Source organism: Anaerovorax odorimutans, from assembly GCF_024459955.1.
In the GTDB taxonomy this organism is placed as follows: domain Bacteria; phylum Bacillota; class Clostridia; order Peptostreptococcales; family Anaerovoracaceae; genus Hominibacterium; species Hominibacterium odorimutans_A.
Genome location: NZ_JANFXK010000003.1, coordinates 164,559 through 178,063 on the forward strand (window position 1 = coordinate 164,559; position 13,505 = coordinate 178,063).

The window sequence follows — 13,505 nt, forward strand, 5'->3', positions numbered from 1 at the left end:
CCCTATGTAACACAAATTTCAAAATGCTCATATACTATCCAAGAATGACTTAATGTGATATGAAGGAGGTAACTATATGAGTTGTTTCGGCAATCGACCGGCGCCGGACCTCTACGAGAATTGCTGCAATGCAGGCAATCTTTGCAAGTTTAACGGAAAGCTCGACGATGTGGTCAGCACTCCGATTTATGCCCAAAGTGTTTATGATGCTGTGCTGTTCAACCTTCAGGGTATGAAGACTGTGCAGGGGCAGATGTTCACTCCGAACATCCCTTGCGGGCACACCATCAGCAGAGTTGTAGATATTCGCTGCAAGAGGTTTTTTAATCCGTGTAATGTAGATGATCCCAGGAACCTGAACCTGGATGTTGACACCAGCATTTCCGGCGCGACATTTTTACAGGATAGTCAGGGAAATCCGCTGGAGGTGGTAGGCCCCGACGGAACCCTTTCGGAAAAAATACTTTACGCCGATACCAAAGAATGTGATGACAAGTGTATGGGAACACCGATTTTCGGTACTCAGAACGTAAGCATCACAGGAAACGTTTTAGTTTACATCGACCTGCTGCTGTGCGACAGGTGCAATAACGAAAGCGTCTTTACCGTATGTGCGGAAGTCAATGTGGCTACATCTTCCCACCCTCTGATTTTAACCAATTTCTTTGAAATCTGTATGCCGAGTACGGTAGATACGGCTTTTCTGCCGAGATTTACGGAATTCAGTAATGTGGCCTGTGAGACGCGTCTTGCTACCAATAACTGCGGAAGAGACCTGACGGTAGGACCGGAAGGAGAGGTCTGCGGAAACCTGATCATAGCTTTATGTGTCAGCTGTGAGAAAAAGGTAACAGTGCCAGTTCAGCTGTGCCTTCTGTCCACCGGATTCGCGGAGATTCCGGCACAGACCAATCCGATCTGTACGACCTTCCCGACTCTGTTCCCCAACAGAATCAGCCCGCAGGATACTGCGGAAAACTGCGGTGATCCCTGTGATCCGTGCTGTGATCCATGCGACCCTTGCAAACCACCGGCCAATCCGGCCTGCGGCTGCGACAGCAACGGCACGCCAATCGCAAACGATTGCGGCTGTAATGAATGCGCGCCGCCCAAACCGGACCCCTGCTGCGATCCTTGCGATCCATGCAAACCGCAGCCGCGCCACAGAAGGTAGGCAGATTCTGAACGCTTGATTTTATTTATGTAAAAGGCCCGGTCCCGCAGGTTTGCGGGACCGGGCCTTGATTGTATAAAAGAATAGCAGCGGATCTGCGACCAAATGCTGATTTCCCTGACAGGTTCCGGTAACTTTTCCCGATTTTTTCGAAAAGTTACGCATTTTCCAATGATCCGGCGGCCTTCAGAACGGCCGAAAGCACAAATTGTCATTTTTCACGGCCTCGGGCCCCCGCAAACCCACAACTTTGCGTAACTTTGCATAATTTTTTTGGAAAGTTACCGCAGTTCGCAGGGCTGTTTAGGCTCGCTCAAACTGATACTGCATGAATCCAACTAATATCGTATGTGCTACTCACAAGAGAAGGGAAACTCCAGAGGAGGCAATTGTGGCTGCATCGGAGGAGACTGGGGCTGTCCCCTTTCCCCCAATATCAATAGATGTCCGCGTCAAACCGCAAAAGATGCTCCTCATGCTACGAACCCATTCCCTTCCGGGCTGCCTGTAGTCATAAGGAGCATCTCCTATTGTTTTCAGTTGTCATTAACATTTCAATCACCTGTAGCTCAAAGCCGTGTCACTTTGCGATTCCCATATAACGGTCATCGTAATCCTCAGTTTTGCAGGCTTTTTCTTCTTCGTACTCCATCCTTTCATCTTCTGACATATCAGCGCCTTTGTAATCGATGGATTCCGGATCTTCTTCCTCTTTCACAGGTTTGATGTATTCGGGAAAATACAGTTCGTTTTCCGCGATCTCTTTCTTAGTCATTGTATCACTCCTTTCGATTTTCTTTTGTCTTGTCCTTATTATATACCCAAAGAATCCGAAGCTCAAGCGTTATTTTTTTAATTATCAAAAGATTCAGAAAAAATCAAACGAAAGGTATCTTTCTTCTTATTTATCCAGAGTGCCCTCCCAGAATACCCCTTGGGCTTGCAAATTGTCCTTTGCTTTCATCGATCATGAAAGTCTGCGTACTGGTGGATTTATTCAAGCCCTCCACTTTCAGATCCAGCCCATTTTCCGTAATTTTACACGTTTTGAGCTTTCCGAGGACATCTTCTTTAATGTCTTCTTCCATTTCCCAAAAGGCTTTATCCGCAAACCTCTGGTAAACATCAATCGGATTTTCTTTTCCCAGGATCACCAGATGGATTCCCTCACGGACATTCTCCATAGTTAAAAGATAATCGGCCCAATGTTCATTAATATAGTAAAGCAGGAGCTGCTGTTGTGCACGGATCACCCCTGCCTCCCCTCCCTCTAAAAGCTTTAGCGAATATAGCTGAGGGGCTTTATCCTTTAAAAAGGTTATTGTTTCGGGAAATCTCAATACGGATTCCCTATACTCAGAAATCAACTGTCTCTGTTTTTCTAAAATTATTGAATATTTCTCAAGGATGTATCTTTGCTGCGCATCAAAACTTTCAATGATCCTTTGTATCGACCGGACTTTGTAATTTTCCTTTATTCTCGGTTCTCTGCGGAGAAAAGTTTCGATCAGTTCCTGCTTGCTGCTTATGAAAAACTGACTCTCGCCAGGATCTCCCTGCCTTCCTGCCCGGCCCCGCAATTGGTCATCGATCCGTCTGCTTCGATTAATGCCGGCTCCCAAAACAAAAAGCCCTCCTGCATTTTTTACAAAGTCCTGATCCGGCTTATTTTCCTTTCCCAAGACAATATCAACTCCCCGTCCGGCCATATTGGTGGATATTGTAATCCGGTAAGGATCTGCCGCATGGGCAATCAGCTCAGCCTCCTTCTCATGCTGTTTGGCGTTCAGTACAAAAGGCTTCAAGCTCTTCTCTTTAAGGGAATCGGCAAGGACCTGGGACTCTCCGATACTCTGTGTTCCAATCAAAATCGGCTGTCCTTTTTCGTGGAGCTTCATGATTTTGCGTATCATAGCCCGTTTCCACTCTGTTCCTGACGGGTAGACCCGGTCTTCATGGTCGATCCGCCGACAAGGACAATGGGGCGGGATTCTGCAGACGTTCAATCCATACATGGATCGAATCTCCTTCCGGGCGCTCCATCCTGTACCGGTCATTCCGCAGAGTTCTCGATATTGAAGTAGAAAAAACTGCATGGGTATCATATTGAGAATCATCATCTCATCTCCGCCGTCCACGCCCTCTTTTACAGCAATCGCCTGGTGCAGATAACCTGCGAACTTGCGGTCTTTTGCGATTCTGCCGGTGTTTTCGTCTATAATATAGATACAGCCATCTTTTACAAGATACTCCCTGTCTCTTTTATAGAAAAGCTCTGCTTCCAAAAGTGTATGCAATATAGCCAGATATTCCGCATTTTCAGGAAGAAACAGATTCTCAATCCCCAGCAAATGTTCCGCATGTAAAACACCTCTCTCAGTTAACCAAACCTGTCGGTCTTCCGCTTTTACTTCGATGTCTTCTTCCAGTAAAGCTTTTTTCACCTCCCATATGCTCTTATAATCGCAGTCATGCTCTCGTTCCTTCCCTGCGATTACCAAGGGATTCCTGGCTTCATCAATAAGGATCGAATCCGCCTCATCGACAATTGCCGTATCGAATTCGTGCTCATAAAGCTGCCCTTTCTCCTCTGCCATAAAATTTCTCAGGAAATCAAACCCGGCTTCTTTTGCCGTAATGTAAAGAACATTTTTCCGGTATGCTTCTTTTCGATCGGCAAACTCTGAATTTTGCAGAATGCAGGCACAAGTCAGCCCGCAGAAGGCGAAAATCCTTTGATTGTTTTCAAAATCACGTTGTGTCAGATAATCGTTATAAACCAGAATATGTACATGCCTTCCATTCAATGCGAGTGAAGCCGCAGACACTGCCGCCGCCAAGGTTTTCCCCTCCCCGGTAGGCAGTTCCGCGATTTCTCCCCGTTCCATCGAATATGCGGCAGCGATCTGTGATTCAAACAAGCGGACCGATTTACAACGAAAGATAATCTCACTGAGAATACTATAAACCTCCGGATCTTTTGCGGCATGGATCGAACGAAGCCGCGCTCTCAGCTCTCTGTCCGCAGCGCCGCTCCAATCGTAAGCTTTAACCTTTTCTACGAATTCTTTATATGGCAAAACAGGCCGTCTTTTCAACGACATTTTTTTAATCATAATAATTGCTCCTTTTCACGCTTTGATTTTATTGTTCAACATGAAAAAGAGATCATTCAATTTTACAAATGGTCAGTTTCTGAGATAAAGACTTCAATGTGATGGCCGGTAAGGATAAAAGACTCAGTATTATTGTATCCTCACAGGAAAAATGAAAGAATGCGGCAGGAAGAAGCACCATTACAAGAAATGCAACAGCAGAAAGGATATATAAAATTGTAAGCATGTTATCTTTCATTTTCTACCTTTGCCTTATGGTTATGGCGTCTCTGCGGATTCTGCAAAGATGGGCAGCTTCATTTATTGATACATTTACAATATACCACAAAATAAAGATCTTGTCAGTTCAGCTTTTGCCGCTCTTTTCAGTTCTATTTTGCGCTCAATGCCTGCTCCATTTAAAAAAACATTTATTTTGCATGGATTCTATTCCAAAGTAAATGTTCTTACTGTGCTTGACTTTAATAAAGTTAAATGTTATTTTTAACATAATTAAAGAAAGGAGTTGTCTATGGGTATCGAATATATTCCTGCATGGATGAGTGAGCTCGAGGAAGAAGATCTGACTTTTATTAAAAATTTTATTCTGGCCTCCGGTTCCTTGAAAGATATTGCCAAACAGTATGGCGTCACCTATCCTACTGTAAGGCTGCGGCTGGACCGGCTGATCCGGAAAATCCAGTTGGGGGATGAGCAGGAAACCGATCCCTATGTTGCTCTGATTAAGCGGCTGGCCGTGGATGATAAGATTGATTTTGATACGGCAAAGCTGCTGACGCGTGAATTCAATAAAAGAAAAGGAAGGAAGTGAACACGATGAATAACGTTTTGCTCTTGCTGCTTCTGATTTTCCTGCTTATCGTGGGCGGCGTTTTTTTAGTTTTGCAAATTTATCTCAGCCGGCGGGCAAAAGCAGGTTACGGTCTGATTTTGCCGATAGCAGGCCTTTGCATTGCGATGCTGGTAACTTGGAATTATTTAGGCGTTGGCCAATGGTCGTCCGGTGATGAAGTGGGGTTTGAGAATGATAAAATCAGCGCTTTTATAAGTTTCCTCGATGATGAAGATGGACATGTCATAGCTTTCAGCAATCTAATGGTCAAAGATCTGTCCAACGGTGGTACAACAGAGTACCTCCTGGAATTTGACCAGGACGGCCAGCTGATTGGAAGCCCGGAAGCAATGCAGTACAAAGAGGAAATCATGTCCCTCCCTCCTACTAAGCTAACCGGTTCTTCCATATCTTTTGATCAACTGATGGAATTGGAAAACAAGCAAGAGGCCTATACTTTTACACTGTACTCGTTGGCTCTGATTGCATTGTACCTCATTCCAGTTGTTTATCTATTGGTATATCTGCGTATTCGCCTAAAACGGAAACATCGTTCGCAATCGGTAGAAAAAATGGCAATCAAGGATTTGTCATAACCTTGAAATGGCGGCTGTTCCCTGTGCGGTAACGGCCCTGAGATACTGGACAAATTGTGGTTTAGCCAGTAACATCATCTATAAACTGCAAGCTTATATGCTTCGATAAGTCCACACGGGTTAAGTGAAAAGCGAGATGCAACCGCGAATATGTAAGAGCAACTTTGCGGACAACCGAGCAACAAATAGCGATCTTTCGTACACGAGGGCGACAAAATTGTCCATAGGGGTCCCGATTTTTTTCGGGCAAGTGTCATGTTTCGGTTTCTTTTTCGCTGATTTTCCGTGTTCTTGCGCTTCGTTGCGACTTGGTTTACAATGGGGATGGAGAATAGCGCGCACGAAAGCAAGGCCCGCATTTCCTACGCTTACTCAGGTAGATGTAAACGCGACCAGTGGTTCTATCCTGACGTGCCCTGCCGGACGCGGCTATTTTATCAATTCCGGTCTCAGTATGATTTGGTCGTCGGGGATTCGTTTCAATCCAAACACGGACAGCAATTCGTTCCCGTACAAAAGAGCAAAAATATCCAGGGGAGCTTTGAACTGCCATCTGTTCCGACCATAGGAATTGATATGGTTCATCATTCTAGTGACGGCGACCTGGTCATATGGGGCAAAGGACGTGCCTTTTGGCACGACGTAACGAATGAATTCATGGTTTCGTTCACAAGCGGCTTTTTGGTCCGAGCGACGCGGATCACAAAAGAAGACGCGAGTCAGTCGTTCACCCGTTCGCGGGTCCCGTTCTATGCTTTGGGGGTCGCTGAACTCCGAACCCCGGTCCGTAAGGATCACGGGAAAGAGGCGCTTAAAGGTTTCGGGGCCGACCTGGCGCAGGAGCCGGTGAAAATAGTGCGTAACGGAAGCCGCGTTGTTGCGCGGGCGCAGATGCATGAGCTGCAGGTCACAGGTGACGAACAAAAGAGTGAGCAGAACCGGGCCGCCTTTTGTTCCTTCCACGGAATCCATCTGGACGACCGGGGTGTCGGGACGCGCTTTCATGAAGGCAAGATAGTCCGTATACAAGCGGCCTTCCCTGCATTGACGGTCCACAAGATTGACCGAACCGGGCCTTTTGCGGTTCGGTTTTCGCTGTACTTTGCGCCGCAGGTCCAGATTGCAGGTGGAAAACAAGCCCAGCTCCAGATAACGGTACAGGGTCTTTTCGGACAGATTCAGGTTCGCTTTTTGCTGATGGCAAATGTTGGCGATGGAATGCCCCTTCCGGAGCAGGGGTGAAACCAGGGAATCCACGTAGGCCAGCTCTTCTTCGTTCAGGGAAATCCCAACCCGGCTCTCGGTGAGCCGTTCTTCATATTCCTTTTGTGCCGCTTTGGCATCGTACCGCTTGTGGCTGAGCGGACAATTTCTACGCTTACAGCCGTTACAGACGTGAGGGTCCTTTCGGAGCATGGGGCAGGTTTCTTCTTCGAAGCGTTCGCATTGTCGCGCGCAAATGCCGCAAATCAGACATCGTCGTGATCCCCGGGTACACGTGGTGAGGTGGCAGGTTCCCTTGATGTCACAGTTCTGGCGGTGGACACAAACGTTGCGCGGGTCGACATGCTCCCTGTAACTGGTAAACACTCGATGGCGTTTGACTTCCCTGGATATGGTGGATTTGTTCTTGTTCAATTGGCCACCGATTTCCGTGAAGGTGCGGCCTTCTTTTAAGCCGGCCTGGATTTGGATTCGATCTTCTAAGGTTAAATGGGTGTTCATAATGGTTCTCCTTTCCGATCGGCGGGGCACGAGTCCATTTTACATCAAATGGGGCAATGCCGCACCGGAAAAGAAGAACGATCGGACGCTTTAATCGCTTTCAACAGCGATACGAGGGGAAAAAATCCGCATGCGCGGATTTTCAGTCATGGTTATGCTGTTATGGACGGAAGCGGTGGCCCCTCGGTTCTCCACGATGCTCCACAGAAGTTGTAACCGCAACTCTGCCGATTGGGCACTCCGGCTCTCTTTGGTAGTTGTTAACGCAACCCGATTGTTGCCTTTAGGTTTTCACTTAACACTGATAAATAAAATTGCATAGGTAAAAGCATATTTATTCTGTTTTCGCCTATGCAACACCTAAATCATTGTCTGCCTGTGTGGGCATTTTTACAAATATATACGCACCAGAGTATATATGGTAAAATAATACAATTCATTATTAAATGAGCCTATGAGGGACGTTCTTCATCATTTTTTATATTTAAAAACAACTACTTGTTACTATTAAACCAGTGTTGGGGGGCCGAAAACGCCCAGCGGGTACCGATTTAAAAACAACTACTTGTTACTATTAAACGGAGGTGGTCGGTATGTTAAAGGTCACCTCTATCTATTTAAAAACAACTACTTGTTACTATTAAACGAAAATTCCAGCTGCTTTGCTGGAAGACTATGTCGATTTAAAAACAACTACTTGTTACTATTAAACACGCGGTTGGTGAGACGGTGGACTACACGCTGGAGCATTTAAAAACAACTACTTGTTACTATTAAACATCAAAATTGATATGGACAGTATCCAGGTGCGGCAATTTAAAAACAACTACTTGTTACTATTAAACCATCCATTTCTCACCATTCCTACCAACCTAAAATCCTCAAACTGCTCTAAAGGAGCCCTTTCTCACACAAATTTCCAGGCGGACCTTTCGTTCTCAATATGCTCCGATTGATTCAAGTGATTCCTTGGTATTTCAAGGCCTCTCCAGTTTTATGCAGCTTTGCCACTTGGTAAAACTCGATTGGCATTGTTCAAAGTACAAATTGATCATTTTATGCAGCTTGCCATAATGCAATACCCTTCATGTAGCACTTCTATATCATATACATCATCTGATATTTACCAATTAAGTCGGCTTCGCTACAAGGTTGAATATACGTGAAACTTACTCGACGTGGCTCGTAAGTTATAACTTGCGAACTGTCTGGCAAGAAGATGGCCTGGCTCTTTTTGCTCTGAAATTGGACCAGAGCGGATAAAACCTGTGGGTTTGCGGGTATTACGGATTTGTTTTTGTGAAATTTCCACTTAAAATTGACCAGCAACGGTAAGAAACATTGGAAAAAGATCCGCTTTTGCCTATTTTTTAAAATAAAAGATCCGGAAACAATTTAGTGCGTTACAATGTGAAATCAGATAAAGATTTCTTCTTGGCTGAACGCAGTCCGAATGCAACTGAAAGCAGAGAATGGTTTTGGTTTCGCGACCAAATTCCAATTTTACCAGCAAATCCCACAATCATTGTCCCTAAAGACGATATTCACCAATTCAACCGGCTTCGCCGAGAGGTTGAATATACGTGAAACTTACTTGGCCTAGCTCGTAAGTTATGCCCTTGTGACCAGTTGAGCTGGCTTTGCCGCAAGGCACAGAATGGTGAAAGACGCTCGACCTGGCTCACAGCTTATAGAATCAGCGCCTCACCTGTCTCATGATCCGACTTCCCCAGCGTTTCCTCGCCGAACACATTATCGTTCATCAATTTGATAATACAAACAAAATCCTCATTCTCATCAATTACTTTTTTCAAATCGTTTCGCAGAGCAATGAATTTTGATGGCGTCATTTCGCCTCGAAACACAGAAAATTGAAAATGAGACAAATACTTTTTACACACCTTGAAGACTTTCTGAACGCGTTTTTCTCCCACATCATAAAATACAAAAGCGTAATTGTAATTCACAGATTTCTTCACCTACATTCCCTCCTTCAGCGAAAACGGCACAAAATCTTTTCCCTCCAAAATATATTTAATCAGCTTATAACAGTCCAATTTTATAGCGGTCCGATAGCTTACCTTCCTATTCAATTTTCCGTGATTAAAAACCCCATCAATCCTTGACTCGAAGGCCTCTATAAAAATTTTACGTCCTTCTTCATTCAACAAACAATAGTTCACCTTTTTATCAAAGTGCTTCTGCACTTGTATTTTTCGATTATTGACCAGGTCGAAAATTGTTCTGTAAACGATGACCGGCTTAAAGACCTCACTGATATCCAGGCTCAACGAAAACCTGCCTTCGGATGGTTCGTGGAGAAAACTGATTCTTTGATCCAGATGCGTCCGATAAATAGCAGAGATCGTTTTTGCATATAAAAGAGAATTTCCAAAAGAGATCATTGCGTTAATCGGATTATCAGGTGGCCGTTTGACTCTTTTATTCATCACAAAATCTTCCGGAAGAAAATGTTTGAAATCTCCATAGAACCTGGCCCATGCTTCACCCTCCGCAGCCATCAGCTGTGGAACATCATCTGCATTTTCAACCTGACGTAAAAAATCAGTCCTGAGCCAATCGACGGTCTGCTTAACTTCACTTTTATTGTGCTTATAATAATGATATAACACTTCTTGCAAATTAACTCCGATTCCTGCGACAAAGGCTTTTGCGACAATAAGCCTGGAGGTTTGAAAACACTCAACCTGCTTCACAAGCAATTTTCCACTGTTATACTGATTTCGGGGATAAAAGGTTCCGCTATAACCTTCATAATAATTAAAAAAATGAACAACAATCGAATTTTGCGCAAGAAAATCGAGCAGCTTTGAATTGATGGAAACCTCAGCCATACAATAGATTTCTTTTGTGTTTTCAACCGGTATGTAAACATTCTTATCGCCCTTTCGAAAACACAGTGAATTATCTTTTCGAGTCAGCTCTCCCATAGACATAATGTATCGGGTACTTCCCATTTTACAGCCTCCTTATCAAATAAAACAATACTCGTAGTAGGCGCACTTACTGCAATGTTTCTTTTTTACAGCAAGCGGCACCTCATTCTGTCTGATCAAACATTCAATTTCTTTCACATACTGCTCAATTTGTCGTTCATCAGCTTCAGTCAATTCATAAATCATCGTTTTCTTGTTCTGTTTGTTTTTCTCCACAAACTCCAGCTTCCCTTTTCGGATAATTCCTTTTTGCTTCAACACCCATAAGTAATAGAGCAATTGCCACTTGCAAGCTTCTTCATCCGCATCCGATTTTTTAATTTCCGTCAGATATTCTGATGTCAGTTTATCAAGCTTTATATTATCAATCGCGATTTCCGTACCAGCGCTTTTATCAGCCTTTTCCTCATGAATCGCTTTTCCAATCTTTACTTCTTCGCTGTTATCTTCCAGGTTCAACCTGTTCCCATGCAAATAACACTGTCGCTTGCAGTGAATATAATAATTCATCAATGTTCCGTTCATTGGACAAACAGCGCTCCTTCCTTTTTAAACAAGTCCATATTCAGCTTTCCATTTTCAAAATACTGCTCCCCGTCTTCGATATAATATAGTTCTCCAACATGGTCATTTGTCAGGAAATCAGCCATTTTGTCAATTTCATATATGAAAAAGCTCATTTCGCTGCGAGCAATGGAAAGATGGTACTGCTTTTCAGCATAATCCATTTTCTGATCTGCCAGCAGGGTCTTGTACCGTTCCCAACAACCCTTGCCATCTAAAATACGGCCATCCTCCAGCACAATCCGGCGATTGAAAAATACGGACACCTTCCAGTCTTCCTCATCGATCAGCTTCATCCGTTCCTCCACCTTGGGAAATTGCAAAAACTGAACATCTTCCGAAAAAAACAGCGGAAGATTGTCATCATTACAGGCGTTATTCCACTCATCTTTCAATCGCTGCAGAATCGGTCCGTAATACTGCGAAAAATCTTTGCTCTGTAAAATTTCTCGCATGGCTTGACTTTTCAATGTAAATTCCCGATTTCTTCGTATATCGTTTTTATAAATCTTATCCGCTGAATCGAGATCAAAAAAGAAGGCTTTTCCCAATCGAAGACAGGAGCGGTTGAGCCTTCCCAAGAACTGCTCCTCACTGTCCAGCTTGGAAATATCTTTATATCCGATATCCATATCAATGTCCACTCCCGCTTCAATTACTTGCGTTGCCACAAGAATCACATTTTGCTCTGTTTCTGCCTTAATGGAAGCAAGGATACGTTTTCGCTCGGCCTGATTATCATCGCCAGTGATCAAAAATATTCGCGTGTCAGATGGTTCCTGCTCCTGCAAAAATCCATAAAATTTGTACGCGGATTTCTTATTGATAAATTCAACCAAAACTTTGGTCGGTTTCTTCATCTGTGATCTCATATGATTAAACAGCGTTTCAAAGGTTATGTTTTCATCCAGAAGTTCATAAGAAACCTGGACACGATTTTGAAACAGGGGATTGGAAAAATATTTAGCTCTGTCTCTGACCAGCCTAACCACATCTTCGGCTTCGTCCGTTAGATATGCAAGATCCGGTAATGTCGCTGACATAATGATCACCTTAATATCCAAGAGTTCTGCAAAAGCTTTGAGAAAGATAATGATTTCCGACCAAATAAGATTTTTGTAGCTCTGTATCTCATCCAAAACAATGACACTCCCCGCAAGCTGCATAAATCCAAAGACATCCTCTTTCTTTTCCCCAAACATGGTTTGGAACAAACTCACATGCGTAGAAAGAATAAACGGATAATTGAGGAACTGTCGATTCAGCAAAGATTTTTGATAAAAGTCCTCTGCGGAGTCCGTTTCTTTTTCACCTTTGATCGGGGTAATCGAATTTATAACAGCTATTTTTTCCAGGATGCCTTTTGCATCACCAAAGGTAGCAAGCAAAGTGTCTAAATTTTGTTCTACCAAAGTATTGAAGGGATAAATGTAAAAGATTTTTCGCCGGTATTCATTGAGCATCTGAAAGCTCAGATTCATAGCAGCGTTACTTTTCCCGCTTCCTGTTGGAGATTCCAGAAAATAAATAGAACCATTTTGGGATTCAAAAAAGGCTTTTTCCGCATCCAAAAAAAGTTCGTTCCGCAGTATATTGATGTCGGTTTGGGTAGAAAAGCTGTTGACCGTTCCATAAGACTCCTTTTCATAACATCTGATTTTTTCGGTCCTGGCTGCTCCTTCGTAAGCTGCTTTTAATTTCTCCACTTGATCGAAATCGCCGAATTGCTTTATCCTAACCCCGTTCCCATACTCGCTTGTCGCATAATAATCCGAAGCCACCAGCAGCGAATAGACCAGCCTTGCATAAATGAACACACCGATCTGCTGCTTCCGATTGTTTCCCCGCACAGCCCGTTCAAAAAATTTCGGACAGCTTTCGCTTTTTCCTTCTGACAAAGAAACCAGCCCTTTATAGCTTTGGATTTTTCCCTCAGAAAGTTCGCCAATCAGCTCGCACGCCAGACCGCTAGGAGCAAAGGCATCGGAAAAATCCTGAAGGCTTGCAAGGTCGCTATGGTGTCGGGAAATTACATACGCATTTATATAAATAAGCCCTTTTAATAATTTCTGCGCGCTCTTTGAAAACCCTTTCTGTTTCAGCAGCCCTAAACAAAAATCCAAATAAATTATTGCAGAGAGCAAAGAGTGGTTTGTACCACAGAGAAGTTTCCCCTTTCCTACAGCCGAGTTTTCCATTTTTTCTCTCTGGAAACCAGGATTGCTTTTCCCCACATCGTGAAATAAGATCGCATACCGCAGCAATCGTAAAGCAAACGCAAGGATCTCCGAATTTGTAGAGGAAAAATAACATTTCCACAAGTTGTCCAGCGGTATTTTCATCTGTTTTTCTTCCAGCAGACGTTGAAAATAGGCTAAACACAAATTGCTATGCTCTTCCAAAGTCTCTTTTTCCTGATTATAGCCCTTACCATTCGGAATGTGAGCATACAGCGGCACATCTAACTTCAGCACTTCATCAATTCCCATTATTCTGCCTCCATAGACGGGCAGGGCTCACCCAGATCAGGTGCGCCCTGTC

Annotated in this window: 10 protein-coding genes and 1 CRISPR repeat array; of the genes, 3 read left to right on the forward strand and 7 right to left on the reverse strand. The window is 43.8% G+C overall.

The window, feature by feature from the left end:
* The first annotated feature begins 76 nt into the window (after positions 1 to 76).
* Positions 77 to 1,174, forward strand: coding sequence for a hypothetical protein (locus tag NE619_RS04365; RefSeq protein ID WP_256131146.1), 1,098 nt, complete (start codon positions 77 to 79; stop codon positions 1,172 to 1,174).
* A 580-nt stretch (positions 1,175 to 1,754) separates the two neighbouring features.
* On the opposite strand, the gene NE619_RS04370 is transcribed toward NE619_RS04365, so the two are convergent.
* Both NE619_RS04370 and NE619_RS04375 read right to left on the reverse strand, forming a co-directional pair.
* Positions 1,755 to 1,949 (reverse strand): hypothetical protein, encoded by a 195-nt coding sequence (locus tag NE619_RS04370; protein WP_256131147.1) that lies wholly within the window; start codon positions 1,947 to 1,949, stop codon positions 1,755 to 1,757.
* Between the two features lie 130 nt (positions 1,950 to 2,079).
* Positions 2,080 to 4,290, reverse strand: a complete 2,211-nt coding sequence (locus tag NE619_RS04375; RefSeq protein ID WP_256131148.1) for a DEAD/DEAH box helicase — start codon at positions 4,288 to 4,290, stop codon at positions 2,080 to 2,082.
* A gap of 511 nt (positions 4,291 to 4,801) precedes the next feature.
* Here NE619_RS04375 and NE619_RS04380 point away from each other — a divergent pair.
* Both NE619_RS04380 and NE619_RS04385 read left to right on the forward strand, forming a co-directional pair.
* Positions 4,802 to 5,101, forward strand: a complete 300-nt coding sequence (locus tag NE619_RS04380) for a DUF2089 family protein (RefSeq protein ID WP_256131149.1) — start codon at positions 4,802 to 4,804, stop codon at positions 5,099 to 5,101.
* 5 nt (positions 5,102 to 5,106) lie between these two features.
* Positions 5,107 to 5,718: a hypothetical protein gene (locus NE619_RS04385; RefSeq protein ID WP_256131150.1), complete on the forward strand. Its 612-nt coding sequence runs from the start codon at positions 5,107 to 5,109 to the stop codon at positions 5,716 to 5,718.
* A gap of 429 nt (positions 5,719 to 6,147) precedes the next feature.
* On the opposite strand, the gene NE619_RS04390 is transcribed toward NE619_RS04385, so the two are convergent.
* From NE619_RS04390 to cas3, 5 genes are all read right to left on the reverse strand, one after another.
* On the reverse strand, positions 6,148 to 7,443 hold the full coding sequence (locus NE619_RS04390; protein ID WP_256131151.1) for an IS30 family transposase: 1,296 nt from the start codon (positions 7,441 to 7,443) through the stop codon (positions 6,148 to 6,150).
* A 482-nt stretch (positions 7,444 to 7,925) separates the two neighbouring features.
* Positions 7,926 to 8,288: direct repeats of the CRISPR family, unit length 31 nt; unit sequence ATTTAAAAACAACTACTTGTTACTATTAAAC.
* Positions 8,289 to 9,131: 843 nt separating this feature from the next.
* A complete protein-coding gene (gene cas2, locus NE619_RS04395; RefSeq protein ID WP_256131152.1) occupies positions 9,132 to 9,422 on the reverse strand; it encodes a CRISPR-associated endonuclease Cas2 in 291 nt (96 codons plus the stop codon).
* Positions 9,423 to 10,421, reverse strand: coding sequence for a type I-B CRISPR-associated endonuclease Cas1b (gene cas1b / locus NE619_RS04400; protein ID WP_256131153.1), 999 nt, complete (start codon positions 10,419 to 10,421; stop codon positions 9,423 to 9,425).
* Between the two features lie 15 nt (positions 10,422 to 10,436).
* Positions 10,437 to 10,925 carry a CRISPR-associated protein Cas4 gene (locus NE619_RS04405; protein WP_256131154.1) on the reverse strand — a complete coding sequence of 163 codons (489 nt, stop codon included), beginning with the start codon at positions 10,923 to 10,925 and terminating at the stop codon, positions 10,437 to 10,439.
* The gene (gene cas3 / locus NE619_RS04410) at positions 10,922 to 13,453 is read right to left on the reverse strand and encodes a CRISPR-associated helicase Cas3' (RefSeq protein ID WP_256131155.1); all 2,532 of its coding nucleotides are present in this window, start codon (positions 13,451 to 13,453) and stop codon (positions 10,922 to 10,924) included. Before cas3 ends, NE619_RS04405 begins: the two co-directional genes overlap by 4 nt.
* Between the last annotated feature and the right edge of the window lie 52 nt (positions 13,454 to 13,505).